Consider the following 26286-nt stretch of genomic DNA (forward strand, 5'->3'; position numbering starts at 1 on the left):
TCGTGCGCGGCGACTTCGTCGAGGTGATCCGGGATTCTCCGTGGCCGGAATGAGCCCCGGAGGAACGCCACGGGCCGGGGGGGCCCCCCGGGGCCCCCCCCCCGTTGTCGTTCCGCCTCCTGCGCGTGATCCACATCGGCTAGGGTCGGCGCCCATCGGCGGCCCGGGTGGGTCCGGGCGGGCACCGCGGAGGGACGGATGGACGACGCGGCTCCGAAGCTGCTGGGCGGGCGGTACCGGCTGGGCAGGCGCCTGGGACGCGGCGGCATGTCCGTCGTCTACCGCGCGGGGGGCACCCGGCTGGGGCGACCGGTCGCGGTGAAGATCTTCCGCTCCGACGCGGACGAAGCCTCCCGGCGGCGCTTCGAGGACGAGGCGCGGCTGCTGGCGCGGCTGAGCCACCCCGGTCTGGTGGCCGTGCACGACGCGGGCGCCGAGTCCGGCGACGGCGATCCGTACCTCGTCATGCAGCTCGTCGAAGGCCGGACCCTCAGCGCCGCCCTGCGGGCGGGCGCGTTCGAGACCGAGCAGGTCGTGGAGCTGGGCCGGCGGCTGGCCGAGGTGCTGGCCCACGTGCACGCCAACGGGATCGTGCACCGAGACGTGAAGCCCTCCAACGTGCTCATCACCGACGAAGGGCGGGTCTTCCTCGCCGACTTCGGCATCTCGCGGCTCGTGCACGCCGTGGGGCGGGTGACCGACTCGGGCGTGATCATGGGCTCCGCGCACTACATGGCGCCCGAGCAGGTGCGCGACGAGGACGTCGACCACGCCGCGGACGTGTACGCGCTCGGGCTCGTGCTGCTGGAGTGCGCCACCGGGCGCGCCGAGTACGACGGCACCAAGACCGAGGCCGCGGTGGCCCGGCTGACCCGCGAACCCCGCATCCCGGACTGGCTGCCGGACCCGCTCGCCGAGGTGCTGCCGGCCATGACGGCGTACGACCCGGAGCGGCGGCCCTCCGCCGCGCGCTGCGCGCGGCTGCTCGCCGCCGGAACCGCGGAGACCGGGGGCGGCGGGGACACCGCTGCCATCGCGGACACCGCCGCCACGGGGGACGCGGGCACCCCCGTGGGCACCTCGGACGCGGTGGTGCCGCGACGGGACTCCGCCGACACCGCGGAGCACGGCGCGGACCCCGTCCCGCCGCGCCCGCGCCGCCGGCGCGCGCTCCTGCTCGGCACTGCGGGCCTGCTGCTCCTGCTGCTCGGTGGCGCCGCCCTGCTGGTCCCCGGGGCGGACGTCCCGGACCGGCCGGTGCTCCCGCCCGAATCCGGGCCGCCCGGCGCGGAGCGGCTGCCCGCGGACCTCGCGGACCTGGACGGGCTGGTGCGCGGATGAAGCGTGCGATGTGGACGGTGCCCGCGCTGCTGCTCGCCTCCTGCGGCGCCCCGGCGCCGCCGATGGCGCCCGAGGTGCGCGCGGACCTGCTGGCGGCGGTCGCCGAGGTCCGGGACGCCGCGCAGCGCCACGACTGGACCGCCGCCGAGGACGCGCTCGCCGCGCTCACCCGGGAGATCGCCGCCGCGCAGGCCACCGGCGGGCTCGACGCCGCCTACGCGCACGACCTGCTCGCGGCCGCCGACCGGATCGCCGCCGACGTCGCCACCTTCCCGGAACCCGAACCGCCCGCCCCGGTCGTCGTCACCGTGCCGGGGCCGCCGGTGCCCGTTCCCCAGGAGCCACCGCCGGGGACCGCGGTGCCGCCGCCGGTGCCCGCGCCTCCGCCGCCCGCCCTCGGCGACGTGATCGAGGCCGTGATCGACGCCGCGGACCGCGATGCCGACGGGGACGACGACGGCTCGCCGGGGAAGGACGAGAGCGGTTCCGGGGACGGGCGGGGCTCCACCGGCAACGGACGGGGTTCGACCGGGAACGGGCAGGGCTCCACCGGCAACGGCGAGGGTGCCACCGGCAACGGGCAGGGCTCCGGCGACGACCGGAGCGAGTCCAGGGGTGGCGGGGGAGCCACCGGGAACGGTCGGGGCGGCTGACCGGTCATCTCCGCCGCGCGGCCCCTCGTGCGGCCTGCTGGGGAGCCGGGAGGGCGCGCGGCACGCCGCTGTCGGGGCTCATCGGTGCGTCCTTCGCGAAGTGGGGCGGGGGCGAGCGCGCACCACCGGGACGACCTGAGGTGACGCGCTCCGATCAAGATCATTTCATTGCCCCGCCGGACGCCCGCCGCGGGGCTCGGGACGGGTGATCGGGAACCGCCGCCGCCGAGTCCGGCTCGGGATCGGTGGCGAGAACGGACCGAACCGGCCGGTAGGTCTTGATCGACTTCGTCGGGACGTGGTATCGGTCTCGCTGTGACCTGCGCGGACGACCCCCGTGTCGCTCAACCGCCCGGAAATCGGACAGATCGGAAGAGTTTTCTGCCAGGTTAGTGCACTTCAGCGCCATTGTTGGTAGTAGTTGCAGCGGCCCCAGTGCTCGTGCACCCCTTGTACGCGCCGCCCCCGGGGTCAGGCGGCGGGATCTTCCCCCGGAACGCCCGCTCGACAAGCCGGACCCGCGTGGAACCCGGTGGGCGGGACTCGGTACCGTCGCCGCACCGATCAAGAGAAACCCCACATCACGGAGGACATGGTGGCCCTTCCCCAGCTGACCGAGGAGCAGCGGGCAGCAGCTTTGGAAAAGGCGGCTGCCGCCCGTCGCGCCCGAGCCGAGCTCAAAGAGCGCCTCAAGCGCGGTGGAACCAGCCTGGCAGAGGTCCTGGACACCGCCGACAACGACGAGGTCTTGGGCAAGATGAAGGTGTCCGCGCTGCTTGAGGCCCTTCCCGGCGTGGGCAAGGTCCGCGCTCAGCAGATCATGGAGCGGCTGGAGATCGCGAACAGCCGCCGGCTCCGCGGGCTGGGTGAGCGTCAGCGCAAGGCGCTGCTCACCGAGTTCGCCGCCGAGTGATCGACACCCGTACCGGTGTCGAGCCGGGGTCGGTCCGCCAGGACGGGCCCCGGCTCACCGTCGTCTCCGGTCCTTCCGGCGTCGGCAAGTCCAGCGTCTTGAACGAACTGCGCGAACGGGCACCGGAGATCTACTTCAGCGTTTCGGTGACCACTCGCCGCCCCCGGGCGGGCGAGGTGGACGGCGCGCACTATCACTTCGTCGGCGTCTCCGAGTTCGAGCGGATGGTCGCCGCGGGCGAGCTGCTCGAACACGCGCGGTACGCGGGCAACTGCTACGGCACTCCCCGCGGCCCCGTCGAGGACGCGCTCGCCGCGGGCCGGGACGCCGTGCTGGAGATCGAACTGCAAGGAGCCCGGCAGGTCCGCCGGTCGATGCCGGAGGCGCGGCTCGTGATGCTGCTGCCGCCGTCCTGGGAAGAGCTCGTGCAGCGCCTCACCGGCCGCGGCACCGAGGATCCCGAGGTGGTCGAGGCCCGGCTGCGCACCGCGCGCGAGGAGCTGGCCGCCGAACCGGAGTTCGACGACACCGTGGTCAACGCCGACGTGCGGTCGGCGACCAGCGAATTGATACGATTGGTGACCGGTCGCCGGGTCTGAGCCCCGCGCTCGGACGCCGGGTCGGCGCCCGCCGCCAGCCACCGCTGTCCACGCACCGGCGTCCACCGCCTTCTTCGTTCAGAGCAGGAGCCACCACGTGACCACCCCCAACGCGCTCGCCGCCCTCAACAGCCGGTCCTCGCTGACCTCCCCCGAGGGCATCACCAGCCCGCCGATCGACGACCTGCTCGAGCAGGTCAGCTCGAAGTACGCGCTGGCGATCTACTCGGCCAAGCGCGCCCGCCAGATCAACGACTACTACGCCCAGCTCGGCGAGGGCCTGCTGGAGTACGTCGGCCCGCTGGTGGAGCCGGGCCCGCGGGAGAAGCCGCTGTCCATCGCGCTGCGCGAGATCCACGCCGGCGTGCTGGAACACACCGAAGGCGAGTGAGCCGAGAAGTCCCGTGACTCAGCAACCTTCCGGGGAGCGCCCGCGGGTCGTGCTCGGCGTCAGCGGTGGCATCGCCGCCTACAAGGCGTGCGAAGTGCTGCGGCGGTTCACCGAATCCGGCCACGACGTGCGGGTGGTGCCCACCGAGGCGGCGTTGCACTTCGTCGGCGCCGCGACCTTCGAGGCGCTGTCCGGGCACCCGGTGCGGACCGGCGTGTTCACCGACGTCGACCAGGTCCAGCACGTCCGGCTCGGCCAGGAAGCCGATCTCGTCGTCGTCGCGCCGGCCACCGCGGACCTGCTCGCGCGGGCCGCGCACGGCCTCGCCGACGACCTGCTGACCTCGACGCTGCTCACGGCCCGTTGCCCGGTGCTGGTGGTGCCCGCGATGCACACCGAGATGTGGGAGCACCCGGCGACGCGGCAGAACGTGGCCACGTTGCGGGCCAGGGGAGTGGTGGTCGCGGAACCGGCCAGCGGTCGGCTCACCGGCAAGGACACCGGCAAGGGCCGATTGCCGGACCCGGTGGAGATCGTCGACCTGGGCAGGTTGCTGCTGTCCTCGGCCGCGGCGCTGCCGCGGGACTTGGAAGGCCGCCGCGTGGTGATCTCCGCGGGCGGTACCCGGGAACCCCTCGACCCGGTGCGCTACCTGGGCAACCGCTCCTCGGGGCGGCAGGGCTACGCGCTGGCCCGGGTGGCCGCGCACCGCGGCGCCGAGGTGGTGCTCGTCTCCGCGCACACCGCCGACCTGGTGGAACCGGCCGGGGTGCGGGTGGTGCACGTGGGCACCGCGGAGCAGCTGCGCGAGGCGGTGCTCACCGAGGCGGACGGGGCGGACGCGGTCGTGATGGCCGCCGCCGTCGCCGACTTCCGGCCGGTGGACCTCGCCGAGCACAAGATCAAGAAGGTGGACGCGGATCCGCCGCCGGTGAAGCTGACCCGGAACCCGGACATCCTCGCCGAGCTCGTCGAGCGGCGCCGCGACGGCCGGATCCAGGTCGGCGCGGTCGTCGGCTTCGCCGCCGAGACCGGCGATCCGGACACGACGGTCCTCGAACACGGCCGCCGCAAGCTCGGCCGCAAGGGCTGCGACCTGCTCGTGGTCAACGCGGTCGGTGACGGCAAGGCCTTCGAGATGGAGGACAACGCGGGCTGGCTGCTGTCCACCGACGGCACCGAGACACCGCTACCGCACGGCGCGAAGTCCCTGCTCTCGGCCCGGCTGTGGGATGCTGTGACGCGGCGGTTCGAGCAGGGCTGAGCCCGGGCCGCACCCGTTCCCAGGGGGTGGACCGTGCGGCGGCTGTTCACCAGCGAATCGGTGACCGAAGGTCATCCGGACAAGGTGTGCGACGCGATCAGCGACGCGGTGCTCGACGCGCTGCTCGCCCAGGACCCGCTCTCCCGCGTGGCGGTCGAGGCGATGGTCACCACCGGGCAGGTGCACGTGGTCGGCGAGATCACCACCGAGGCCTACGTGGACATCCCGGGCCTGGTGCGGCGGCGGGTGCTGGAGATCGGCTACGACTCCTCGGCGAAGGGCTTCGACGGGAACTCCTGCGGGGTGAACGTCGCCATCGACGCGCAATCCCCGGACATCGCCCGCGGCGTGGCGCGGGGCTACGAGTCCCGGGTGCGGGGCGTCGACGACGAGGTGGCCCGCCAGGGAGCGGGGGATCAGGGGATCATGTTCGGCTACGCCTGCGACGAGACCCCGGAGCGGCTGCCGGTGCCGATCGCGCTGGCGCACCGGCTGGCCCGGCGGCTGGCCGCGGTGCGCAAGGACGGGCTGCTGCCGCACCTGCGCCCGGACGGCAAGACGCAGGTGACCATCGCCTACGACGGGGACCGGCCGGTGGCCCTGGACACCGCGGTGCTCTCCGCGCAGCACGCGGACGGCGTGGACGAGGCGCGGATCGACGCGGAGCTGCGGGAACTGGTGCTCGGCCCCGAGCTGGCCGCGCTGGACCTGGACGTCTCGGCGGCGCGGACGCTGGTGAACCCGACGGGCCGGTTCGTGCTCGGCGGGCCGATGGGCGACGCCGGGCTCACCGGGCGCAAGATCGTGGTGGACACCTACGGCGGGGCGGCCCGGCACGGCGGCGGCGCCTTCTCCGGCAAAGATCCGTCCAAAGTGGATCGATCTGGCGCTTACGCGATGCGCTGGGTCGCGACCAACGTGGTCGCCGCCGGGCTCGCCCGGCGCATCGAGGTCCAGGTGGCCTACGCGATCGGCACCGCGGCGCCGGTCGGGCTGTTCGTGGAGACCTTCGGCACCGAATCCGTTGCCCCGCAACGGATCCGGGCCGCCATCGATGCCGTCTTCGACCTGCGCCCCGCGGCGATCATCCGCGACCTCGGGCTGTTGCGGGTCCGCTACGCGCCCACCGCCGCGTACGGCCACTTCGGACGGACCGACGTCGAGTTCCCCTGGGAGCGCGCCGACCGGGCCGACGCGCTGCGCGCCGCCATCTGATCAATCCCAGCCGTGCACCGAGAACGCGGGACCGCCGCCCAGCGCGCGCAGGCCCACCGCCGCGTACCCGATCATCGGCTCCGGCAGCGCGTCCAGCTCGAACCAGCCGAGCTCGTGGCACTTCTCCGGCTCCCGGTTCACCGGCTCGCCGGACCAGCGCGAGGTGCGGAAGAAGAAGCCGAACCGCGGCTCCTGGCCCGGCCCGGTGATGTGCACCGAGTGCACGTGCACCAGGTCGGCCGGGTCGATCCGCACCCCGACCTCCTCATCGGCCTCCCGCACCGCGGCCGAGAGCACGTCCTCGCCCGCGTCCACCTTGCCGGACGGCAGGTGCCAGCAACCGTCGAAGGCGTCCCCGCGGCGCTTGCTCAGCAGCACGCGTGAGCCGCGGAGCAGCGCGACGTGGGCGTCGACGAGATGGCGGTCGGGCATGCGCGCGGATCCTCACCGTCGGGCGGAGAACGAGCCCCGAGCCTACGAGGCGGACGTGAGCACCGACATGTCGCGGGCCGTCCGGAGCGGTCGGTGTGCCACCATTCCAGGCGGAAGAAGAACGGCTGGCGAGGAGGAGACGGTTCGATGTGCGGTGGTCAACGCCATAGCGGGTTCCGCCCGCAGCGCGTCGCGGGTGGAACGCCCCGCCGCCCCGCCTGAACCGGGGCCGTCCCGCACCACCGAATCCGCAAAGGAACCACCATGCTCCGGGTCGCCGTGCCCAACAAGGGATCGTTGAGCGGTCCCGCCATCCAGTTGCTCTCCGACGCGGGCTACCGCGTGCACCGCGAGCACAAGGCGCTGTTCGCCACCGACACGGCCAACGACGTCCAGTTCGTCTTCCTGCGGCCCACCGACATCGCCCGCACCGTCGGGAGCGGGGTGCTCGACGTCGGCATCACCGGCCAGGACCTGTTGCAGGCGGCCGGAACCGACGTGAGCACGACCGAACTGCTGCCGCTGGACTTCGGGGTGTCGCGGTTCTTCTTCGCCGCCCCCACCGGGCGGCTCGGTGCGCTGACCGAGCTCGACGGCAAGCGCATCGCCACCTCGTTCGCGCCGCTGGTCTCGGCCGCCGCCGCGGACCTGGGCATCGAGGTGGAGATCATCGAGCTCGACGGCGCGGTGGAGACCGCGGTCGAGCTGGGGCTCGCCGACGCCATCGCGGACGTGGTGGAGACCGGGGCCTCGCTGCGGGAAGCCGGGTTGCAGACCGTCGGCGAACCGATCCTGCGCTCCGAGGCGGTGCTGGTGCGCGGTACCCGCGACCTGCCCGCGGACAGCGAGCAGGCGATCGAGAAGCTGATCCAGCGGCTGCGCGGCGTCCTCATCGCCCGGCAGTACGTGATGATGGACTACAACTGCCCGACCGCGTCCCTGGACGCCGCCCGCAAGATCACGCCGGGCATGGAGGCGCCGACGGTGTCCCCGCTCGACGAGCAGGGCTGGGTGGCGGTGCGGGTGATGGTGCCGCGCCACCAGGCGCAGACGATCATGGATTCGCTGTGGGCGGCCGGCGCCCGCGCCATCCTCGTCACGCCCCTCGAAGCCTGCCGCCTCTGATCCCGGTCGGGTGAGCGGCCGTCCGGCCACGCCGGTCGGGGCGGCCGCTCGCCTGCGGACTCAGTCCAGCAGCGTGTAGTTCAGGTCCTTGCAGACCCGGCCCAGCGGCACGTCGAGACCCGGGTGCTCCAGCGGCAGCAGCACGTCGGGGGCGTCGGGCAGCGCCGAGGCCGACGGCGGGTCCCACAGGCACAGCGACGGGTTGCCGCCGTCCATCGCCGACCGGTACCAGAGCCCGTCGAGCTCCGGGTAGGCCGCGCGGATGCTGCGCGCCCACGCCTGGGTGCGCTCCTTCGGACCGTTGCTGATCGCCTGGGAGGCGCCGGCGCGGGTCGCCCACAGCCCGGCCAGGTCCAGCAGCCGCAGCGTGCGCCGCGGCCGGAACAGCACCAGGTGCGGTTTGCGGGTGCGGCGGTCCACCGTGGAGGTGGCCTGGAAGACCTCGGCGATGCAGGTGCGCACCGACAGCGAGAAGTACAGCACCCCGTGCTCGCGGGTGACCGTCGGCCCGCCCTGGGTGTTGGGCAGGTGCGGGTCGAAGCGGGCGTGCGGCAGCGGTCCGGCGTAGCGGAAGCTGTCCCACTGCTGCGGGTGGTTGCCGCCGGAGGTGAACACCCGGGCGAGCCGGGTTCCCGCGGGCACCGCGATCACGTCCTCGGTGCGGCGCAGCATCGCCTGCAGTACCGCAGGCGCCGGCGGCTGGGGGAGTCTTGCCAACTGGTGTCCTGGTGGGTTCGCGGTGCGGGGCCGGTCAGGCCGGGGTGCCGATCGCCGAGGCGAGGTCGGCGACGCGGCGCGCGCTGCCGCCCGCGAGCAGCCACTCGCGCGGGCTGACGGGGCGGTCGCCGAGCTCCAGGTCGTCCTGCGCGGTCGTCATGAACTTCGCGAGCACCAGCGCGGGCTGGTCCTGCGGCATGCCGGCGAGCACCGTCTCCAGGCCGGGGAGCACGTCGTCGTCGCTGAACTGCCAGGCGGGCAGCCGCCAGCCGCCGCGGTCCTTCCAGCCGATGAGCCGTCCGTCGCCGATGCGGTGCCGGATGCGGCTGGAGTCCACGCCGATGCGCTCGGCGGCCTGGTTGACCGACAGCGCGGTATCGCGCAGCACGGCCTGCTCGGCTACCGTGCGGGCGCGCGGATCGGTCTCGTCGGTGGCCAGCGGTGCGAGGTCGAGCCCGGCTTCCGCGAGGGCTTCGCGCTCGGCGGTGGTGAAGTGCGCTGAAGGATCGACCTGCGGCGTGATGAGCCGCTTCGCTGCGTCTTCCACGAGCGAGAGGAATTCGTTGGCGGTGACCCGCAGTCCTGCCCGGGCCAGGATGGTCTCCAGCGCGACTGTCATGTCTCCAGCGTAGCGCGTTCTGGGCCAAACGTGTGCGCGATCGTGCGCTCCGCAATGGTGAATCACCATATGTAGCAGGCGTGTCGCACAGCGTGCCGCGTCCATCCGGCTGACGGAGGACCCGGGCGAACCTATCGGGCGATGTGGCGGTTCCGGCGGAAAATCCTCGCCCGGAACTGGAAATGATCTCCGTTTTTGCTGGCGAGTCCGCAGTGGATCAGCCGCGACCGTCTCAGATCGCCGAGCGGGAGCGACTGCGCGAGGTGAAGTCCAGGGCCGGACGGGTGGTTCGGTCGGGTAGTGGGCTGGTCGGGGGTGCGGCCACGGGTGAACGTCGCAGCGGGCGCCCGAGGGCTTGACGGGAACCCGCGGCACGCCGTTCACTGGCCCGTACCGACTGGTCGGTCTTTCGAGTGGGAGCAGTGCATGAGCAAGCGATTCGACGGCCGGGTGGCGATCGTGACCGGCGCCAGCCGCGGCATCGGGCTCGGCATCGCCGAACGCCTGGTGTCCGAAGGCGCCCAGGTCGTCCTCACCGCCCGCAAACCCGAACCCCTGGACGAGGCCGTCGCCGCCCTCGGCGCCGAGCACGCCCGCGGCATCGCCGGCAAGGTGGACGACCCCGACCACCAGGCCGAGGTCGTCGAGCGGACCCTCGCCGACCACGGCCGCATCGACGTCCTGGTCAACAACGCGGGCATCAACCCCGCCTACGGGCCGGTCATCGACGTCGAACCGGGGGTGGCGCGCAAGACCTTCGAGGTCAACGTGCTCTCCGCGCTGACCTGGACGCAGCGGGTGCACCGGGCGTGGATGGCCGAGCACGGCGGTTCGGTGCTCAACGTGTCCTCCGTCGCGGGTCATCGACCCTCGCCGGGCATCGGCTACTACGGCGCGACGAAGGCGATGCTGTCGCTGCTGACCCAGCAGCTCGGCGTCGAACTGGCGCCGAACGTGCGGGTCAACGCCGTGGCGCCCGCCGTGGTGAAGACCCGCTTCGCGACCGCGCTCTACGCCGAGGACGAGGAGGGCGTCACCGGGGCCTACCCGCTCAAGCGGCTCGGCGAGCCGGCCGACATCGGCGCCGCCGCCGCGTACCTGCTCTCCGACGAGGCCTCCTGGATCACCGGGCAGGTGCTCACCCTCGACGGCGGGCTCACCCTCACCGGAGGCGTGTGATGCGGCTGGACGGGGCGGTCGCGGTCGTCACCGGCGGTGGCAACGGCATCGGTGCGGCGCTGTGCCGCCGGTTCGCGGGCGAGGGCGCGTCCGTCGTGGTCAACGACCTCGACGCCGCCGCGGCACGCTCGGTCGCCGCCGAGATCGGCGGGCTCGCCGTGCCGGGGGACGCCGCGACCGAGGACGGCGTCGCCGAACTCGTCGGCACCGCCACCGAGCGGCACGGGCGCATCGACCTGTTCTGCGCCAACGCCGGGGTCGCCGACGAGGGCGGGCCGGAGGCGCCGGAAGCGGCGTGGGCCCGCTCGATGGAGGTCAACGTCATGGCGCACGTGCGGGCCGCGCGGGCGCTGCTGCCGCAGTGGCTGGAGCGCGGCGAAGGCCGGTTCCTGGCCACCGTCTCGGCCGCCGGGCTGCTCACCATGCTCGGCTCCGCGCCGTACTCGGTGAGCAAGCACGCCGCGCTGGCCTTCGCCGAGTGGATGGCGATCACCTACGCCGACCGCGGGATCGTGGTGCAGGCGCTGTGCCCGCAGGGCGTGCGCACCGACCTGCTCGACGGCACCGGCGAGACCGGCAGGAAGCTGCTCGCGGACGCCGCCATCGAACCGGACCAGGTAGCCGACGACGTGCTGGCCGCGCTCGCCGACGACCGGTTCCTGGTCCTGCCGCACCCCGAGGTCGCCGACTACTACGCGCTGCGCTCCACCGATCCCGCCAAGTGGCACGGCGGCATGCGCAAGCTCCAGCGCGGACTGGACCGATCAGCCGGTCGATAGCCTGGTGGGCGGAGAAGAGGAGGCGCACATGGCCGGCACGGAGGTCCGCACGGCACCGGAGGTCGCCGAGACGGTGCCGCAGCGGTTGCTGGCGGCGGCGACGCGGCTGTTCGCGGAGCACGGGTTCGAAACGACCTCCGTGCAGCAGATCGTGGACGCCGCCGGGGTCACCAAGGGCGCCATGTACCACTACTTCGGCTCCAAGGACGACCTGCTGTACGAGATCTACGCGCGGCTGCTGCGGGTGCAGACCGCGCGGATGGAGCAGGAGGCCGAAGGCGATTCGCCGGTCGCCGAGCGGCTGCACGCCGTCGCCGCCGACGTGGTGGCGACCACCGCGGCCAACCTGGACGACACGGTGATCTTCTTCCGGTCGATGCACCTGCTGCACCCGGACAAGCGCACCGAGGTGCGCGCGCAGCGCCGCCGCTACCACGAGCGGGTGCGGGCGCTGATCGAAGAGGGCCAGGCGGCCGGGGTGTTCCGCGCGGACAAGTCCGCGGAGCTGGTCGTCGACTTCTTCTTCGGCTCCGTGCACCACCTCGGCACCTGGTTCCGGCGGGACGGCGAGCTGACCGGCGAGCAGATCGGCGAGCACTTCGCGGATCTGCTGCTGGCATCCCTGCGGCCATGACCGGTCGCGGGCACGACCGAGGAGCGGCGGTGCTCCTCGATGCGGAGGTGTTGTGTGAAGGCGTGGCGGCTCAACGAGAACGGTGAACCGCAGGACGTGCTCCGGCTCGACGAGGTCGACGACCCGCGGCCGGGTCCGGGGCAGCTGCTGGTGCGGGTGCTGGCGACGCCGGTGAACTTCCCGGACGTGCTGCTGTGCCGCGGCGAGTACCAGATCAAGCCGCCGCTGCCGTTCACCCCGGGCGTGGAGCTGTGCGGCGAGGTCGTCGAGGTCGGCGAGGGCGTCGCGGACTTCAGCCCCGGCGACCGGGTGCTCGGCTCGGCCTCGCTGCCCACCGGCGGGTTCGCGGAGCTGGCGCTGATGGACGCGCCGCGCACCTTCCCGGCTCCGGAGTCGCTGTCCGACGCGGAAGCCGCCTCGCTGTTCATCGGCTACCAGACCGGCCACTTCGGACTGCACCGCCGCGCGAACCTGCGTGCGGGGGAGACGTTGCTGGTGCACGCCGCCGCGGGCGGGGTCGGCTCCGCCGCGATCCAGCTCGGCAAGGCCGCCGGGGCGAAGGTGATCGGCGTCGTCGGCGGGCCGCGGAAGGCCGAAGTGGCCGCGGAACTCGGCGCCGACCTGGTGGTGGACCGGCGCAGCGAGGATTTCGTGCCCGTCGTCAAGGAGTTCACCGGTGGCAAGGGCGCCGACGTGGTGTACGACCCGGTGGGCGGCGAGACCTACGCGAAGTCCACCAAGTGCATCGCGTTCGAGGGCCGCATCCTCGTGATCGGCTTCGCAGGCGGCACCATCCCCACGCCCGGGCTGAACCACGCGCTGATCAAGAATTACTCGATCGTGGGCCTGCACTGGGGCCTGTACAACGAGCGGAACCCGCAGCTGGTGGTGGACGCGCACCGGGACCTGACCCGGCTGGCCGATGAGGGGCTGATCCGGCCGCTGATCAGCGAGCGGCTGCCGCTGGACGCGGTCGCCGACGCGGTCCGCCGGGTCGGCGAGGGCAGCACCGTCGGGCGCGTCGCCTACGACGCCGCGGCGAGCTGACCGGAGGCACCTCGACGAGGCCGGTGGCCCGCGGGCACCGGCGGGCGTGGCGACCCGGCGCGCGCGCCGGCGGCCGACGGCGTCGCGATCGACCCGGAACGCTTCACCGCGCGCGGCCGGAGGACTAGGTTCCCCCCCAGCGTCCTCCGGCCGTGCCGGGGAGCCGACCGCCGCCGCGCAGCTGGAGATCGCATGGCCGACACCGCCGCATCCGCGAAGCAGACCCGGCTGGACCGGGTGCTCAACCTCGTCGAACGGGCGGGAAACCGGCTGCCCGAACCGTTCCTGCTGTTCGCCCTGCTGTTCGTGCTCGTCGCCGTGGTCTCCACCGCGGTCGCCGCGTTCGGCGTCTCGGTGCGGATCCCGGGCGCCGCCGAGGACACGCCGGTGCGGGCGGCGCTGTCCGGCGAGGGGCTGCGGTTCCTGTTCACCGAGATGCCGGCGAACTTCATCGGCTTCCCGCCGCTGGAGACCGTCGTCACGATCATGCTCGGGGTGGGGCTGGCCGAGCGGACCGGGCTGCTCACCGCGCTGATCAGGGCCGCGTTCGGCGGGGCACCGCGCTGGGTGCTTCCCTACGCGGTCGGGTTCGTCGGGATCACCTCCAGCGTGATGGCCGACTCCGCGATGATCATCGTGCCGCCGCTGGCCGCGCTCGTGTTCAAGGCGGCGGGCAGGCATCCGGTGGCGGGGCTGCTCGGCGGGTTCGCCGCCGCGGGCGCCGGGTACTCGACCGCGCCGGTGGTGACGAGCCTGGACGCGCTGTTCTCCGGGATCAGCAACGAGGTCGCCTCGATCCTGCCGGACCCGGGTACGACGGTGACGCCGGTGTCGAACTACTACTTCAACGCGGTGTCCTCGATCGTGCTGGCGCTGCTGGCCGGGTTCCTGATCGACCGGATCATCGAGCCGCGGCTGGTGCGGGCCGGGGTGCCGCGGGAGGAGAGCGGGACCGGGACCGGCGGCGAAGCGCCCGAGCAGCTCACCGCCACCCTGTCCGCCGCCGAGCGGCGCGGGCTGTGCTGGGCGGGGATCGCCGCCGCCGTGCTCGTCGTGGCGGTGCTGGCGCTGGTGCTCTGGGCCGGTTCGCCGCTGCGCAACGACGCGGGCGGGTTCCTGCCGGAGTCGCCGCTGCTGGACTCGGTCACCACGCTGATCTTCCTGGCGTTCCTGGTGCCCGGCATCGCGTTCGGCGTGCCGTCCGGGGCGGTCACCGGCGCCGGGGACGTGCCGAAGCTGATGGCGGCGGCGCTGCGGGACCTGACCGGGTTCCTGGTGCTGGCGTTCATGCTCGGCCAGTTCATCGGCCTGTTCAACTGGACGAACCTGGGCGCGGCGCTCGCCGTCGGCGGTGCCGATCTGCTGCGGGCGCTGGGATTGGCGGGTTTCCCGGCGTTCCTCGGGTTCATGGTGCTGGCGTCGGTGCTGAACCTGTTCATCATCTCCGGGTCGAGCCTGTGGACGCTGATGGCGGCGGTGTTCGTGCCGATGTTCGCGCTGCTGGGCTTCGAACCGGGGTTCGCGCAGGCCGCGTTCCGGGTGGGCGACTCGGCGACGCAGATCATGACGCCGCTCAACCCTTACATGATCATTATCCTGGGCTACCTGCGGCGCTACGAACCGCAGGCGGGGCTCGGCACGCTGGTGGCGCGGATGGCGCCGTTCGTGGTGCCGTTCTGGCTGCTGTGGGCCCTGGTGCTGACCTCCTTCTACTTCGCGGACCTGCCGCTGGGGCCGGGCATGGGCATCAGGTTGTGAAGCGCCGCCGCGGGGAACCCTCCGGGCGCACCGTTCCCGGCGGCAGGAGGCGAGCGCGATGCAGCAGGCGGGTGTCCCGGCCCGGATCGAGGTCGTCGAGGTGGGCCCGAGCGACGGATTGCGGCACGAGCGGACCGCGATCGCCGCACCGGACCGCGTCGAGCTCGTCGAACGCGCCCTCGCCGCCGGACTGCGCCGCATCGAGGTCGCGGCGTTCGGCGCGGACTCCGGCGAACCGGAACGGCTGCTGGCGGCGCTGCCCCGGCCGGACGGGGTGCGGTACCTCGCGCTGGTGCTGGACGAACCCGGGCTCGACCGGGCCGCCGTGGCCGGAGTGGACGAGGTGAACGCGATCGTCGCCGCCACCGACGGCCACGCGGCCCGCACCCGGCGCAGCAGCACCGAGCAGGACCTGGCCCGGTGGGCGGAACTCGCCGCCCGCGCGCACCGCCACGGGCTGCGGCCCATCGCCACGATCGCGGTCGCGTTCGGCTGCCCGCTGGAGGGCGAGGTGTCCGCCGAGCACGTGGCCGCGCTGGCGCGCCGGATCGCCGACGCCGGGCCCGCCGAGATCGTGCTCGCCGACACCGCCGGTATCGGCGTGCCCACGCAGGTGGTGCGGGTGCTGGAACGCGTCCGCGAGGAGGCGCCGGGCGTGCCGGTGCGCTGCCACTTCCACAACACCCGCAACACCGGCTACGCGAACGCCGCCACCGCCTTCCTGGAAGGGGTGGCGGCGCTCGACGCGAGCATCGGCGGGATCGGCGGTTCCGCGACCAGGCCCGGGTTCGGCGGCACCATCGCCACCGAGGACCTGGCCTACCTGCTGACGGGAATGGGAGTCCACACCGGACTCGACGCCGACGAGCTCGCCGCCACCGGCACCTGGCTCGGCGAACGGCTGCACCGCGAAGTCCCCGCCATGCTGGGGAAAACTCGTTGATTCGTTACTTCTGCTGCTGAGTGGGTCGGGTGGCGGAACCTCAGCGGGACCCTCGCTGCGGGATCGTTTTCACCGGTGGCTCCGCCACATGAGAAAACGCTGTCCTCGCGAGGGTCCCGCTGAGAACCCGCGGGTGGTCGGTCTGCGTGAGTGGTCTCCGCTCATCGGCTTCGCCGCTGACAGGAAACGGACACGATCCGCGGCGCAGATTCGGAGGACCGATGCCCCGGGATCAGAACAGGACGCGGGTGAGGCCCTGGGCGACGCAGGCCGGCTTCTCCGCGCCGTCGATCTCCACCGTGGACTCGACGGTGAGCTGCACGCCGCCGTCGATCTCGGTGACCTCGGCGAGCCGGGTCCGGGACCGCACCCGCGCCCCGACCCGCACCGGGTTCGGGAACCGCACCTTGTTCAGCCCGTAGTTGATGCCCATCTTCACGTTCTCGAACCGGTAGGTCTGCGCGTTGAGCGCGGACAGCAGGCTCAGCGTGAGGAAGCCGTGCGCGATGGTGCCGCCGAAGGGCCCCTGCTGCGCACGGTCGGTGTCGACGTGGATCCACTGGTGGTCCAGGGTCGCGTCGGCGAACCCGTCCACCTGCTCCTGGGTGATGGTGAGCCAGTCGCTGGTGCCCAGCTCGGACCCGGTGGCCGCGCGGACTTCATCGGCGCTGGTGAACACGCGCATGGTCGCTCCTGTTCGAGGGGTTCTCAGGCGGGGAGGTCGGCGAGTTCCGCGATCCTGGCGCGGTGGCGGTCCGCGGTGCCGAAGGTGAGCTGGGCGCTCTTGGCCCGGCCCAGGTAGAGGTGCACGGGGTGCTCCCAGGTCATGCCGATGCCGCCGTGCAGCTGCAACGATTCCTCGGCGGCGAGCACCGCCAGGTCGGAGCAGTACGCCTGCGCGAGCGCGACGGACAGCTCGGTCTCGCCGTCCGGTTCCTCGCGGGTCAGCGCGTCGGCGGCGGCCCGCGAGGTGGCGCGCGCGGTGCTCACCCCGGACCACAGGTCGGCGAGCCGGTGCTTGACGGCCTGGAACGACCCGATGGCGCGGCCGAACTGGTGCCGGGTCCGCACGTAGTCCACAGTGGAATCGAGGCAGTGCTGGGCGAGGCCGACCTGCTCGGCGGCGAGCACCCCGGCCGCGGTGAGCAACGCCCGGCGCAGCACCGGTTCCGCGTCCGCGGCGATCAGCTCGCCGCGCGCTCCGGACAGCTCCAGGGTGCCGAACCGGCGCGTCAGGTCCAGCGGCGTCACCGGATTCCGCGCGACGCCGGGATCCGACGTGTCCACTGCGTACAGTCCGGTGCCGTCCGGGCCGGTGGCGGGCACCAGCACCAGATCGGCGACCTCCAGGTCGACCACCGCGGTCACCGAGCCGGTCAGCTTCCCGCCCTCGACGCGCACCCCGGACGGGAGCGGCGCGGACGGTGCCGTGGTGAGCCCGACCGCGACCGTCGCCACCCGCGCCCCGGAGGCGATGTCCGGGACCGGGCCGGTCGCCCCCGCCGCGTCGAGCGCGGCCGTGGCCAGCGCGGTCCCGAGGAACGGCACCGGCGCCACCGCCCGGCCGAGCTCCTCGGCGACCACCGCCAGCTCGCGGACCCCGGCGCCCGAACCGCCGGACTCCTCCGGCACCGCCAGCGCGGCCACCCCGAGCTCCCCGGCCAGCGTCCGCCACAGCGCCAGGTCGTAGGGCTCGCCGGATTCGCAGCGGGCGAGCACCGAGCCGATCTCGCAGCGGTCCCGCAGCACGCGACGCACCGCCGCGCGCAGGTCCTCCTCGACCTCGGTGTAGAGCAGGTCGGCGCTCATCGCGGCAGCTCCTTCCACGGCACGTCCTTGTCCGTGCGGATCTCCGGCGGCAACCCGAGGACCCGTTCGGCGATCACGTTGCGCAGCACCTCCGAGGTGCCGCCCTCGATGGAATTGCCCTTCGCCCGCAGGTACCGGTAGCCGGGGCCGCGGCCGGTGAAGTCGACGTTCTCCGGGCGGCGCAACGTCCAGTCGTCGTAGGCGAGGCCTTCCTCGCCGAGCAGTTCCACCTCGAAACCGGAGATCTCCTGGTTCAGCCGGGAGAAGGCCAGCTTCACCGCCGAACCCTCCGGGCCAGGAGTGCCGACCGCCAGCTGCTGGCGCAGCCGCTGCCCGGTGAGCCGGGTCGCCTCCGCCTCCACCCACAGCCGCAGCAGCCGGTCGTGCGCGCCGGGAGTCCGCGCCTCCGGGTGCGCGCGCCACTGCTCGGCCAGCACGCCGATCATGCCGGACTCGCGGCCCGCGCTGCCGCCGCCGATGGCGACCCGCTCGTTCATCAGAGTGCCCATCGCGACCTGCCAGCCCTGGCCGACCTCGCCGAGCCGCTGCGAATCGGGGATGCGCACCCCGTTCAGGAACACCTCGTTGAACTCGGCCTCACCGGTGATCTGGCGCAGCGGCCGCACGTCCACGTTCGGATCGGTCATGTCGCACACGAAGTACGTCAGGCCCTGGTGCTTCGGCACGTCCGGATCGCTGCGGGCCACCAGGATCGCCCACTGCGCGCGGTGCGCGAACGACGTCCACACCTTCTGGCCCTCGACGATCCAGTCGTCGCCGTCGCGCACCGCCCGGGTCGCCAGCGCCGCCAGGTCCGAACCCGCGCCGGGCTCGCTGAACAGCTGGCACCACACCTCCTCGCCCGTCCACAGGGGACGGAGGTAGCGGGCGCGCTGCTCGTCGGTGCCGAAGCGCAGGATCGTCGGCGCCGCCATGCCGAGCCCGATCCCGTTGCGGGACGGGGCGTTGTCCGGTGCGCCGGCGGCGGCGAACTCGGCGTCCACCACCGGTTGCAGCGCCCGCGGCGCGTCCCGGCCGCCGAGGCCCACCGGGTAGTTCACCCACGCGAGCCCGGCGTCGAACCGGGCGCGCAGGAACTCCAGCCGGTCACCGCCGGGATCGTGCTCGGCGAGGAAATCCCGCACCGCGGTGCGCAATTCGTCCGCATCGGTCATCTCAGCACTCCTTCTGCCCCCGGATACCTGAGCAAGCGAACCCCCCGACGAGCGGGTGGACGCCCCGCGAGGCGCCCACCCCGGAACCTCAGTCGCGGGGACCGCCCGCCACGTAGAGGACCTGGCCGGAGACGAAACCGGACCGTTCGTCCAGGAAGAACGACGCCGCGTTCGCGATGTCGTCCGGCTCGCCCGCCCGGCCGACGGGGATGGTGGACACGGCCGCCTTCGAGAAGTCCTCGAAGCTCGCGCCGACCCGCTCCGCCGTCGCCTTCGTCATGTCGGTGGCGATGAACCCGGGTGCGATCGCGTTCGCGGTGACGCCGAACTTGCCGAGCTCGATGGCCAGCGTCTTCGTCAGACCCTGCAACCCGGCCTTCGCCGTCGAGTAGTTCGCCTGCCCGCGGTTGCCCAGCGCGGACGTGCTGGAGAGGTTCACGATGCGGCCCCACCCGGCCTCCACCATGTGCTTCTGCACGGCCCGGCTCATCAGGAACGCACCGCGCAGGTGCACCGACATCACCGTGTCCCAGTCCGAATCGGACATCTTGAACAGCAGGTTGTCCCGCAGCACGCCCGCGTTGTTCACCAGCGCCGTCGGGGCGCCGAGCTCGGTGGCGACCCGGTCCACGGCGGCCGCGACCTGGTCGGCGTCGCTGACGTCCGCGCCCACCGCCAGCGCCTTCCCGCCCGCCGATTCGATCGCCGAGACCGTGTCGGCGCAGGCCTGCTCGTCGAGGTCGATCACCGCGACGGCGAACCCGTCCTGGGCGAGCCGCTTCGCGGTGGCCGCGCCGATTCCGCGGGCGGCGCCGGTGACGATCGCGGTCTTGTTCGACATGGGTGGTTCCCTCACTTCGTCGTCGGGGGAGTTCTTCAGCGGTACTGCTTGAGCTCGCGGCGGGCCAGCGAACGGCGGTGCACCTCGTCCGGACCGTCCACGATGTGCAGCGTGCGGGCGTGCGCGTACAGCGAGGCCAGCGGCGTGTCCTGGCTGACCCCGGCCGCACCGTGCGCCTGGATGGCGCGATCGATGATGGACGTGACCATCTGCGGGACCGCGACCTTGATCGCCTGGATCTCGGTGTGCGCGCCCCGGTTGCCGACGGTGTCCATCAGCCACGCCGTCTTCAACGTCAGCAACCGGTTCGTCTCGATCGCGATGCGCGCATCGGCGATCCACTGCTGCACCACGCCCTGGTCGGCGATCGGGCCGCCGAACGCGGAGCGGGCCAGCGCGCGCCGGCACATCAGCGCCAGCGCGCGTTCGGCCATGCCGATGGCGCGCATGCAGTGGTGGATGCGCCCCGGCCCGAGCCGGGCCTGCGCGATCGCGAAGCCCTCGCCCTCGCCGGAGATGATGTTCTCGGCCGGGACTCGTACGTCCTCGAACACGATCTCGGCGTGCCCGCCGTGGTCGCCGTCGTGGTAGCCGAACACGTGCATCCCGCGCTCGATCCGCACGCCCGGCGTGTCCACCGGCACCAGGATCTGGCTCTGCTGCCGGTGCCGTTCGGCGTCCGGATCGGACTTGCCCATCACGATGAGGATCTTGCAGCGCGGGCTCATCGCCCCCGACGACCACCACTTGCGGCCGTTGATCACGTAGTGGTCGCCGTCGCGCACGATGCGGGTGCCGATGTTCGTGGCGTCCGAGGAGGCCACGTCCGGTTCGGTCATGCAGAACGCGGAGCGGATCTCGCCGTCCAGCAGCGGCCGCAACCAGCGCTCCCGCTGGGCGTCGGTGCCGAACTCGGCCAGCACCTCCATGTTGCCGGTGTCCGGCGCCGAGCAGTTGAACACCTCCGGCGCCAGGTGCGGGCTGCGGCCCATGATCTCGGCGAGCGGCGCGTACTGGAGGTTCGTCAGGCCAGCGCCGTGCTCCCCGGGCAGGAACAGGTTCCACAGGCCCGCGTCCTTGGCCTTCGCCTTCAGGTCCTCGATGATCGGCGCGTGCGCCCACGGGTCGCCCGCGGCGGCCAGCTGCTCGTGCAGCACCGGCTCGGACGGGTAGATGTGCTCGTCCACGAACTCCGCGAGCCTGCCGCGGTACTCCTCGGTGCGGGCGTCGTAGCCGAACTCCATGTCATGCCTCCTCGTCGAGAGCGGACAGGCCCTGGGCGACCAGGTGCGGGACCAGCGCCCCGATGTGCTCGAAGCCGTCCCCGACGGTCTGCCCGCGGGTGAAGCGGTAGTGGATGCCCTCGCTGATCACCGCGAGCTTGAAGAAGCCGAACGCCCGGTACCACTCGACGTCGGACAGGTCGGTGCCGCTGCGCTCGGCGTAGCGCTGCCACAGCTCGCGGACCGGCGGGAACCCGTACTCCGGGCCGATGCCCTTCGCGATCGGGTTCTGCTGCACGCCGTCCAGCCCCTCCCAGTACACCGCCAGCAACCCGAGGTCGGTGAGCGGATCGCCGAGCGTGGCCATCTCCCAGTCCAGCACCGCGCCGATCTCCAGCGAGTCGCCGACCAGCACGTTGTCCAGCCGGTAGTCGCCGTGCACGATGCCGGTGCGCCGGGTGGCCGGGATGCGGGCGCCGAGCAGTTCGGCGAGCCGCTCGATGCCGTCGAGGTCCCGGCTGCGGGAGGCGGCGAGCTGCTTGCTCCAGCGCCGCACCTGCCGCTCCAGGAACCCCTCGGGGCGGCCGAAGTCGCCCAACCCCACCTGTTCCGGGTCCAGCGAGTGCAGGTCGGCGAGCACGTCGACCAACCGCATCGACAGCTCGCGCCGCTGCTCGGTGCTGAGCCGCTCGGTCAGCTCGGGGGAGCGGTACACGGTGCCGTCCACGTGCTCCATCACGTAGAATGGGGCGCCGAGCACGTCCTCGTCCTGGCACATCAGGTAGGTGCGCGGCACCGGCACCGCGGTGTCCGCCAGCGCCGACATCACCCGGTGTTCGCGGCCCATGTCGTGCGCGGTCGCCAGCACGTGGCCCAGCGGCGGCCGGCGCACCACCCAGCGCCGCGCGCCGTCACCGACGACGTAGGTGAGGTTGGACCGGCCGCCCTGCACCAGTTCGCCGGTCAGCGGCCCGGTGACCAGGCCGGGCAGCTCCCGGTCCAGGTGCTCGCGCAGCCGGGTCAGGTCGAGTCCGGGCAGGTCGTCGCTCATGTCTCCTCCGCGGTGTCGAGTCCCAGCCGTGGCAGCAGCCCGCGGAGCTCGGCGCGGGTTTTGGCGGCGTCGGTGTGCAGCACCGCGCGCAGGCCGAGCTGCTCGGCGACCTCGACGTTCGGTGCGCCGTCGTCGACGAGCACGGCCTCCTGCGGGCGCAGGCCGAGCCGGTCCAGGGTGAGCTCGTAGATCCGGGGGTCCGGTTTGCGCAGGCCCACCTCGCTGGAGATGACGGCCAGCTCGAACATCCCCTCCAAGGTCTCCCACGGGTAGTTGTTGCCCCAGCTGTTCGACAGCATCGCCGTGCGCACCCCGGCGGCGCGCAGGTCGGCGACCAGCCGGTGCATCGCCTCGTCCGGGCGCATGTGCGAGAACATCCGCGCCATCAGGCCGTCCGGCGCGACGGGTTCGTCGTCCACGGTGCGCAGCCGGGACGCCAGCAGCCGGTCGAACTCGGCGCCGGAGAGCTCGCCCGTCTCCAGCCGGTGGATCGGCGTGCCTGCGGGGGCGCTGCGGGACAGCCATTCCTTCAGCGCGGCGGAGAACGTCTCCGGCTTGATCCGTTCGGCGCGGGTCCAGGCATCGATCGCGTCCCGGCCCCGCGTGGTGAGGACCCCGCCGTAGTCGAAGATCACCGCTTGGATCGAGGAGGCCATGCACCGGACCGTACCGACTAGCCGGTATGTCCGCTAGACCCTTCCCGCGGATCGTGGTCGGCCTGCTCGAGGGGTGGGGTGGCGGAACCTCAGCTGCCTTCTCGCTGCGGGATCGTTTTCCCGAGTGGCTCCGCCACGAGGGAAAAAGCTGTCCTCGCGAGAAAACAGCTGAGAACCCGCGGGTGGTCCTGCTGCGTGCGTGGTCGCTGCTCAGCGGCTTCGCCGCTGACAGGCGGGGCGCCGGGCTGGTCAGGTGGGGAAGGCGGTGCGGAGGCGGGCCGCGTGGTCGAGGAGTTCGGGGAGGGTGTCGCAGGTGGTGAACTGCAGGTCGACGAAGGCGTCCTCCACGCCCAGCTCGGCGACCGCGTGCAGGTGTTCGGCGATGTGCTCCACCGAACCCCGCGCGGGGCGGTCCCCGGGCGGCCCGAACTCGGCGTTGACGCGCAGCACCGTGCGCACCGGGTCCAGCCCGGCCTCCCGCGGGTGCTCCCGCAGCGCGGCGAGCTGGCGGCGCAGCGCGTCCAGCGGCAGGGCGATCGCCAGCCACCCGTCCGCGCGGCGGGCGATGCGCCGCAGCGCCGCCTCCGAACCGCCGCCGAGGTACACCGGCACCTTCCGCGTCGGTTTCGGCTGGAACTCGCCGGGGCTGATCGTCCAGAACCGGCCGCGGTGCCGCACCGGATCGGGTCCCCACAGCGCGGCGAGCACGTCGAGGGTCTCGTCCAGCCGGGCGCCGCGCTCCGCCCACGGCACCCCGGCCGCCAGGTACTCGTCCTTGGACCAGCTCAGCCCGAGACCGGCGATGAGCCGTCCCGAGCTGAGCAGGTCCAGGCCGGTGAGGGCGCGGGCCAGCGCGATCGGCGGGTGCAGCGGCGCGCTGAGCGTGCTGGTGCCCAGCAGCGGCGACCTCGTCACCTGCGCCGCGATGCTCAACGTCAGCAGCGGGTCGAGCGCGGCCCGCATCTGCGGCGGCAACGTGCCGTCCCCGCCGGGGTAGGGCGTGAGCAGCCGGTGCGGGGCGTGCACCCGTTCCCCGGCCCACAGGCTCTCGTAGCCCATCGCCTCCGCCTCCGCGGCGACGGTGCGCACGTGGTCGGGGTGGGCGAACGCGCCGAACTGCGGTAGTCCCAGGCCCAGGCGCATCTTCGCGCTCCTCTCCGCGGCAGGCGGATCAGCCGCAGGTCGCCAGCATCTGTTCCAGCGCCGACTTCTCCTCCGCGGTGACCGACAGCCCGTATCCGTGCTTCACGGTGACCCAGTCGGTGGCGTACTCGCACCACGCGGCCTCCACCGGCTTCCACTTCGACGGGTCCTTGTCGCCCTTCGACCGGTTGGAGCTCTTGTCTGCGGCGACGAGCTGCGGCAGGTCCATGTCGTTGGCGAACTGCTCGCGGCGCTCGGCGGTCCACTCGTTCGCCCCGCTGCGCCAGGCGTTGGCCAGCGGAACCATGTGGTCGATGTCCACGTCGGAGTCGTCGGCCACGGTCTCCCCGCTGTAGGTGCTGACCCAGCTGCCGGACGTCGCCTCGCAGGAGTTGTCCACCTGCACGTCCGTGCCGTCGCGGACCAGCACCGCTTCGCGGGTGTTGCAGTTCTTCCCCGCTTCGGGCGCTGGGATCCAGTGCTCGAAGCTCTTGCGCGAGTAGCCGTCCATCGAACCGGCCGGCTTCACCTGGAGGTCCGCGAGCTGCTCGGACGCCGCACCCGCCGATGCGGTGGACGGCGCCCCGGAGTCGGTGGCGAGCACCTTGTCCAGCGCACCGGACTCGAACACCAACCAGCCCAGTCCGATGATCAGTGCGGACACCACGGTGATCCACACCGGCGTCCGCTGCTTCTTCTGTTGTCCTGTCGACATGCTCGCTCCGGCTCCGATGTTGCTGTGCGCAGCCCATTCGATCACGGAGCGCCATCGGGCAGTACCGCCGTGCGCGGGAGATCACGCGGCGGACCGGTACAGGTCGCGCAGCAGGGCGATCTCGCCGCCGTGGTGGAACAGCTCCCGGTTCAGGTGCAGCACCAGCGTCAGGTACGTCCGGTCGGCGTGCGGGCCTTCCGCGGGCCCCACCGGTTGCGTCCAGCGCTCGGCGGGCATCGAGCCGATCCCGTCCCGCCACAGCGCGTGCTGGCGGTCCAGGTGGGCGAGCGCCGCCGCCGCGGAAGCCGGGTAGTCGTGGTGGTCGATCCGGTACGAGCCGTCGCCGAAGTGGTTCGACACCCGCATCGCGAACACGTGGTCGGCGACGTGGCACAACCGCCACGCGATCGTCGTGAACGGCGGCGGATCGGGAGCGGGGAAGGAGAAGTCGAACTCCCAGCCGCGCCCGGTCTCGCGCACCGACCAGCAGCCCGGCACCGGCTCGCGGAAGTACTCCTCGTCGGTGAGCCCGTCCAGCCGGGGCCGCCACTGCTCCCAGTAGAGGTCCAGCTGGTCCAGCGCCTCGTCGCGGAAGTCCATGCGCCGCAGCGTAATCGGCGCTCCCGGCGCGCCGCCGTCCGGCGATCCCGCCGACGAGGTGGAGCGCGGCGGTCGTCCCGGGGCGGCCGCGCGGTTCAGGGGTTCAGCCGGTAGCGGGTGCGGGCGTGCTCGCCGTAGGGCGCCGGGTGGACCGTCGCGCGGATGCGCGGGAAGCCGAGGTCGGCGTCGGGATCGGTACCGGGACCGGGGTGCTCGCCCCAGGCGACGTGCACTCCGGTGCCCGGCCGGGCGTGCTCCCGGTCGACCAGCGCGAGCGACAGGACCGTTCCGGCCGGGTCGAAGGAATCGGTCTGGTGGGTGACGCCCACCAGCGCGCCGTCCACCTCGACCCGGTTGCGGGCGTAGCCGTGCACGAAGTCGTCGCCGAGCACCGCCCGCACGTCGGCCGGATCGAACTCCAGCGTGACCTTGGTGCGGCGGACGTCGTCCTTCGCCGCCCGCAGCGCGTCGCGGCCGATGAACTCGTGGTCGAACGAGATCGACCGGCCGTAGCCGAGCTCGTAGGGCGTGCAGTAGTGGTCTTCGATGTCGGGGGAGAAGAAGCTGCCGGTCAGCGGCCGGACTCCCTCGTAGCTGCGCAGCGGCAGGTGCTCGCGGTACCCGGACAGCTCCGGAGCGGTGTAGATCGCCGGGGTCGGGCTCGGGATCCACCCGCTGTCCATGCTGGCCGTCGGATACGCGAGCCCGCCGACGCGGACCAGGCCGAACCGCTCACCGGCGCGCAGCAGCGCCTCTTCCACGGCCGCGCCGTGCCGCCACTCGCCGAAGAACTCGAAGCCGGGCTGCCCGGCCATCCCGTGCCGCAGGGCGCGGAACCGCCGCCCGCGCAGCTCCACCGGGGCGGTGTGGAAGAACCTGATCGGCGGCAGCGGGCCGCCGAACACCGCTGCCACCAGTTCGCCCGCCAGCGGCCCCTGGACCTGGTACCGGAACAGCCGCGGCGGGCCGCCGCCCCGATGCCGGGAATCGGGGTCGGTGCTGAACTCCACGTCGTACCCGCCGCGCGCACCGTGGTACCCGACCCAGTTCTGCGCGGCGGGCACCCCGCTGAGCAGGTAGCGCTGCTCGGCTTCGCGCAGCAGGATGCCGTCGGTGATGATGTTGCCGTCCGGCGCCACCGGGACGAACTGCTTGGCCCGCCCGACCGCGAAGTCGCGGTAGTCGTTCGCGCTCACCTCGGACAGCAGGCGCGTGGCGTCCGGTCCTTCGACCACGGTGTCGGACATGTGGTGGGAGAGGTCGGACAGCGCGACGGCGGAATGCCAGGCGTGCTGCTCCTGCCGCCAGCCCGCGTGCTCGGGTTCGACGACCGGCGGTGTCCACGGTGCGTCGTCCGGGCGCCACAGCAGGTCGACGGGTGAACCCGCCTCGTTGATGCCGTCTTGCAGGCTGGGTGTCGTCACCCACCGAGGATCGGCCGGGGACCCGCGTGATCGCCACGAC

28 protein-coding genes are annotated in these 26286 nt (G+C 72.8%); 14 read left to right on the plus strand and 14 right to left on the minus strand.

Annotated features, from left to right (window positions below; all coding sequences use genetic code 11):
- The first annotated feature begins 198 nt into the window (after positions 1 to 198).
- The 7 genes from LCD35_RS17795 (at position 199) to metK (ending at position 6376) form a co-directional block, all read left to right on the plus strand.
- Positions 199 to 1341 (plus strand): serine/threonine-protein kinase, encoded by a 1143-nt coding sequence (locus LCD35_RS17795; protein WP_225044491.1) that lies wholly within the window; start codon positions 199 to 201, stop codon positions 1339 to 1341.
- Positions 1338 to 1994 carry a hypothetical protein gene (locus LCD35_RS17800; protein ID WP_225044504.1) on the plus strand — a complete coding sequence of 219 codons (657 nt, stop codon included), beginning with the start codon at positions 1338 to 1340 and terminating at the stop codon, positions 1992 to 1994. Before LCD35_RS17795 ends, LCD35_RS17800 begins: the two co-directional genes overlap by 4 nt.
- A 595-nt stretch (positions 1995 to 2589) precedes the next feature.
- Positions 2590 to 2907 (plus strand): integration host factor, actinobacterial type, encoded by a 318-nt coding sequence (gene mihF, locus LCD35_RS17805; RefSeq protein ID WP_184484996.1) that lies wholly within the window; start codon positions 2590 to 2592, stop codon positions 2905 to 2907.
- Complete coding sequence (gene gmk, locus LCD35_RS17810; RefSeq protein WP_224956553.1) at positions 2904 to 3506, plus strand: guanylate kinase; 603 nt, start codon at positions 2904 to 2906, stop codon at positions 3504 to 3506. The genes mihF and gmk overlap by 4 nt, the downstream gene beginning before the upstream one ends.
- A 97-nt stretch (positions 3507 to 3603) precedes the next feature.
- Complete coding sequence (gene rpoZ / locus LCD35_RS17815; RefSeq protein ID WP_224956551.1) at positions 3604 to 3897, plus strand: DNA-directed RNA polymerase subunit omega; 294 nt, start codon at positions 3604 to 3606, stop codon at positions 3895 to 3897.
- A gap of 13 nt (positions 3898 to 3910) precedes the next feature.
- Positions 3911 to 5161, plus strand: coding sequence for a bifunctional phosphopantothenoylcysteine decarboxylase/phosphopantothenate--cysteine ligase CoaBC (gene coaBC / locus LCD35_RS17820; protein WP_224956549.1), 1251 nt, complete (start codon positions 3911 to 3913; stop codon positions 5159 to 5161).
- 42 nt (positions 5162 to 5203) lie between these two features.
- On the plus strand, positions 5204 to 6376 hold the full coding sequence (gene metK, locus LCD35_RS17825) for a methionine adenosyltransferase (RefSeq protein WP_224956558.1): 1173 nt from the start codon (positions 5204 to 5206) through the stop codon (positions 6374 to 6376).
- On the opposite strand, the gene LCD35_RS17830 is transcribed toward metK, so the two are convergent.
- Complete coding sequence (locus LCD35_RS17830; protein WP_225044492.1) at positions 6377 to 6808, minus strand: NUDIX domain-containing protein; 432 nt, start codon at positions 6806 to 6808, stop codon at positions 6377 to 6379.
- A 264-nt stretch (positions 6809 to 7072) separates the two neighbouring features.
- Between LCD35_RS17830 and hisG the strand changes: the two genes are divergently transcribed.
- Positions 7073 to 7933: an ATP phosphoribosyltransferase gene (gene hisG / locus LCD35_RS17835; protein ID WP_224956547.1), complete on the plus strand. Its 861-nt coding sequence runs from the start codon at positions 7073 to 7075 to the stop codon at positions 7931 to 7933.
- Positions 7934 to 7993: 60 nt separating this feature from the next.
- Here the strand turns inward: hisG and LCD35_RS17840 are convergent, their stop codons facing one another.
- Positions 7994 to 8650, minus strand: a complete 657-nt coding sequence (locus LCD35_RS17840; protein WP_224956546.1) for an RES family NAD+ phosphorylase — start codon at positions 8648 to 8650, stop codon at positions 7994 to 7996.
- Between the two features lie 34 nt (positions 8651 to 8684).
- On the minus strand, positions 8685 to 9269 hold the full coding sequence (locus tag LCD35_RS17845) for a DNA-binding protein (protein ID WP_224956545.1): 585 nt from the start codon (positions 9267 to 9269) through the stop codon (positions 8685 to 8687).
- A 426-nt stretch (positions 9270 to 9695) separates the two neighbouring features.
- Between LCD35_RS17845 and LCD35_RS17850 the strand changes: the two genes are divergently transcribed.
- The 6 genes from LCD35_RS17850 (at position 9696) to LCD35_RS17875 (ending at position 15609) form a co-directional block, all read left to right on the plus strand.
- Entirely contained in the window at positions 9696 to 10448 is a 753-nt protein-coding gene (locus LCD35_RS17850) for an SDR family oxidoreductase (RefSeq protein WP_224956544.1), read from the plus strand.
- Positions 10448 to 11227, plus strand: coding sequence for an SDR family oxidoreductase (locus LCD35_RS17855; protein ID WP_224978006.1), 780 nt, complete (start codon positions 10448 to 10450; stop codon positions 11225 to 11227). The genes LCD35_RS17850 and LCD35_RS17855 overlap by 1 nt, the downstream gene beginning before the upstream one ends.
- 28 nt (positions 11228 to 11255) lie before the next feature.
- Entirely contained in the window at positions 11256 to 11861 is a 606-nt protein-coding gene (locus tag LCD35_RS17860) for a TetR/AcrR family transcriptional regulator (RefSeq protein WP_224956542.1), read from the plus strand.
- A 54-nt stretch (positions 11862 to 11915) separates the two neighbouring features.
- Complete coding sequence (locus LCD35_RS17865; RefSeq protein WP_224956540.1) at positions 11916 to 12908, plus strand: NADPH:quinone oxidoreductase family protein; 993 nt, start codon at positions 11916 to 11918, stop codon at positions 12906 to 12908.
- 192 nt (positions 12909 to 13100) lie between these two features.
- Entirely contained in the window at positions 13101 to 14666 is a 1566-nt protein-coding gene (locus LCD35_RS17870) for an AbgT family transporter (protein ID WP_224956539.1), read from the plus strand.
- Between the two features lie 58 nt (positions 14667 to 14724).
- Positions 14725 to 15609: a hydroxymethylglutaryl-CoA lyase gene (locus LCD35_RS17875; RefSeq protein WP_224956538.1), complete on the plus strand. Its 885-nt coding sequence runs from the start codon at positions 14725 to 14727 to the stop codon at positions 15607 to 15609.
- A 232-nt stretch (positions 15610 to 15841) separates the two neighbouring features.
- Here LCD35_RS17875 and LCD35_RS17880 read toward each other — a convergent pair whose 3' ends face one another.
- From LCD35_RS17880 to LCD35_RS17930, 11 genes are all read right to left on the minus strand, one after another.
- Positions 15842 to 16294, minus strand: a complete 453-nt coding sequence (locus LCD35_RS17880) for a MaoC family dehydratase (protein WP_224956537.1) — start codon at positions 16292 to 16294, stop codon at positions 15842 to 15844.
- A gap of 23 nt (positions 16295 to 16317) precedes the next feature.
- Positions 16318 to 17418, minus strand: a complete 1101-nt coding sequence (locus LCD35_RS17885; protein ID WP_225044493.1) for an acyl-CoA dehydrogenase family protein — start codon at positions 17416 to 17418, stop codon at positions 16318 to 16320.
- Entirely contained in the window at positions 17415 to 18593 is a 1179-nt protein-coding gene (locus LCD35_RS17890) for an acyl-CoA dehydrogenase family protein (protein ID WP_224956535.1), read from the minus strand. The genes LCD35_RS17885 and LCD35_RS17890 overlap by 4 nt, the downstream gene beginning before the upstream one ends.
- An 88-nt stretch (positions 18594 to 18681) precedes the next feature.
- Positions 18682 to 19434, minus strand: a complete 753-nt coding sequence (fabG, locus tag LCD35_RS17895; protein ID WP_224956534.1) for a 3-oxoacyl-ACP reductase FabG — start codon at positions 19432 to 19434, stop codon at positions 18682 to 18684.
- Between the two features lie 35 nt (positions 19435 to 19469).
- Positions 19470 to 20678 (minus strand): acyl-CoA dehydrogenase family protein, encoded by a 1209-nt coding sequence (locus tag LCD35_RS17900; protein WP_224956533.1) that lies wholly within the window; start codon positions 20676 to 20678, stop codon positions 19470 to 19472.
- Between the two features lies 1 nt (position 20679).
- Positions 20680 to 21708 carry a phosphotransferase family protein gene (locus tag LCD35_RS17905; RefSeq protein ID WP_224956530.1) on the minus strand — a complete coding sequence of 343 codons (1029 nt, stop codon included), beginning with the start codon at positions 21706 to 21708 and terminating at the stop codon, positions 20680 to 20682.
- On the minus strand, positions 21705 to 22364 hold the full coding sequence (locus LCD35_RS17910) for an HAD family phosphatase (protein WP_224967274.1): 660 nt from the start codon (positions 22362 to 22364) through the stop codon (positions 21705 to 21707). Before LCD35_RS17910 ends, LCD35_RS17905 begins: the two co-directional genes overlap by 4 nt.
- 249 nt (positions 22365 to 22613) lie before the next feature.
- Positions 22614 to 23507: a TIGR03619 family F420-dependent LLM class oxidoreductase gene (locus LCD35_RS17915; RefSeq protein ID WP_224956527.1), complete on the minus strand. Its 894-nt coding sequence runs from the start codon at positions 23505 to 23507 to the stop codon at positions 22614 to 22616.
- 28 nt (positions 23508 to 23535) lie between these two features.
- A complete protein-coding gene (locus LCD35_RS17920; RefSeq protein WP_224956526.1) occupies positions 23536 to 24222 on the minus strand; it encodes an HNH endonuclease family protein in 687 nt (228 codons plus the stop codon).
- Positions 24223 to 24303: 81 nt separating this feature from the next.
- The gene (locus LCD35_RS17925) at positions 24304 to 24822 is read right to left on the minus strand and encodes a DinB family protein (RefSeq protein WP_225044494.1); all 519 of its coding nucleotides are present in this window, start codon (positions 24820 to 24822) and stop codon (positions 24304 to 24306) included.
- Between the two features lie 95 nt (positions 24823 to 24917).
- The gene (locus LCD35_RS17930; protein WP_225044495.1) at positions 24918 to 26246 is read right to left on the minus strand and encodes an aminomethyl transferase family protein; all 1329 of its coding nucleotides are present in this window, start codon (positions 26244 to 26246) and stop codon (positions 24918 to 24920) included.
- Between the last annotated feature and the right edge of the window lie 40 nt (positions 26247 to 26286).

Origin of the sequence: Saccharopolyspora sp. 6V, from assembly GCF_020176785.1 — a bacterium.
Classification (GTDB): Bacteria; Actinomycetota; Actinomycetes; order Mycobacteriales; family Pseudonocardiaceae; genus Saccharopolyspora_C; species Saccharopolyspora_C gregorii.

Coding starts and splice junctions, on each gene's coding strand:
- LCD35_RS17890 (WP_224956535.1), bottom strand. CDS start 18,593: ATGACCGATGCGGACGAATTGCGCACCGCGGTGCGGGATTTCCTCGCC.
- LCD35_RS17795 (WP_225044491.1), top strand. CDS start 199: ATGGACGACGCGGCTCCGAAGCTGCTGGGCGGGCGGTACCGGCTGGGC.
- LCD35_RS17870 (WP_224956539.1), top strand. CDS start 13,101: ATGGCCGACACCGCCGCATCCGCGAAGCAGACCCGGCTGGACCGGGTG.
- LCD35_RS17910 (WP_224967274.1), bottom strand. CDS start 22,364: ATGGCCTCCTCGATCCAAGCGGTGATCTTCGACTACGGCGGGGTCCTC.
- LCD35_RS17875 (WP_224956538.1), top strand. CDS start 14,725: ATGCAGCAGGCGGGTGTCCCGGCCCGGATCGAGGTCGTCGAGGTGGGC.
- LCD35_RS17880 (WP_224956537.1), bottom strand. CDS start 16,294: ATGCGCGTGTTCACCAGCGCCGATGAAGTCCGCGCGGCCACCGGGTCC.
- LCD35_RS17900 (WP_224956533.1), bottom strand. CDS start 20,678: ATGGAGTTCGGCTACGACGCCCGCACCGAGGAGTACCGCGGCAGGCTC.
- hisG (WP_224956547.1), top strand. CDS start 7,073: ATGCTCCGGGTCGCCGTGCCCAACAAGGGATCGTTGAGCGGTCCCGCC.
- LCD35_RS17855 (WP_224978006.1), top strand. CDS start 10,448: ATGCGGCTGGACGGGGCGGTCGCGGTCGTCACCGGCGGTGGCAACGGC.
- LCD35_RS17845 (WP_224956545.1), bottom strand. CDS start 9,269: ATGACAGTCGCGCTGGAGACCATCCTGGCCCGGGCAGGACTGCGGGTC.
- LCD35_RS17905 (WP_224956530.1), bottom strand. CDS start 21,708: ATGAGCGACGACCTGCCCGGACTCGACCTGACCCGGCTGCGCGAGCAC.
- LCD35_RS17800 (WP_225044504.1), top strand. CDS start 1,338: ATGAAGCGTGCGATGTGGACGGTGCCCGCGCTGCTGCTCGCCTCCTGC.
- LCD35_RS17920 (WP_224956526.1), bottom strand. CDS start 24,222: ATGTCGACAGGACAACAGAAGAAGCAGCGGACGCCGGTGTGGATCACC.
- fabG (WP_224956534.1), bottom strand. CDS start 19,434: ATGTCGAACAAGACCGCGATCGTCACCGGCGCCGCCCGCGGAATCGGC.
- LCD35_RS17885 (WP_225044493.1), bottom strand. CDS start 17,418: ATGAGCGCCGACCTGCTCTACACCGAGGTCGAGGAGGACCTGCGCGCG.
- LCD35_RS17830 (WP_225044492.1), bottom strand. CDS start 6,808: ATGCCCGACCGCCATCTCGTCGACGCCCACGTCGCGCTGCTCCGCGGC.
- LCD35_RS17860 (WP_224956542.1), top strand. CDS start 11,256: ATGGCCGGCACGGAGGTCCGCACGGCACCGGAGGTCGCCGAGACGGTG.
- LCD35_RS17925 (WP_225044494.1), bottom strand. CDS start 24,822: ATGGACTTCCGCGACGAGGCGCTGGACCAGCTGGACCTCTACTGGGAG.
- LCD35_RS17915 (WP_224956527.1), bottom strand. CDS start 23,507: ATGCGCCTGGGCCTGGGACTACCGCAGTTCGGCGCGTTCGCCCACCCC.
- LCD35_RS17850 (WP_224956544.1), top strand. CDS start 9,696: ATGAGCAAGCGATTCGACGGCCGGGTGGCGATCGTGACCGGCGCCAGC.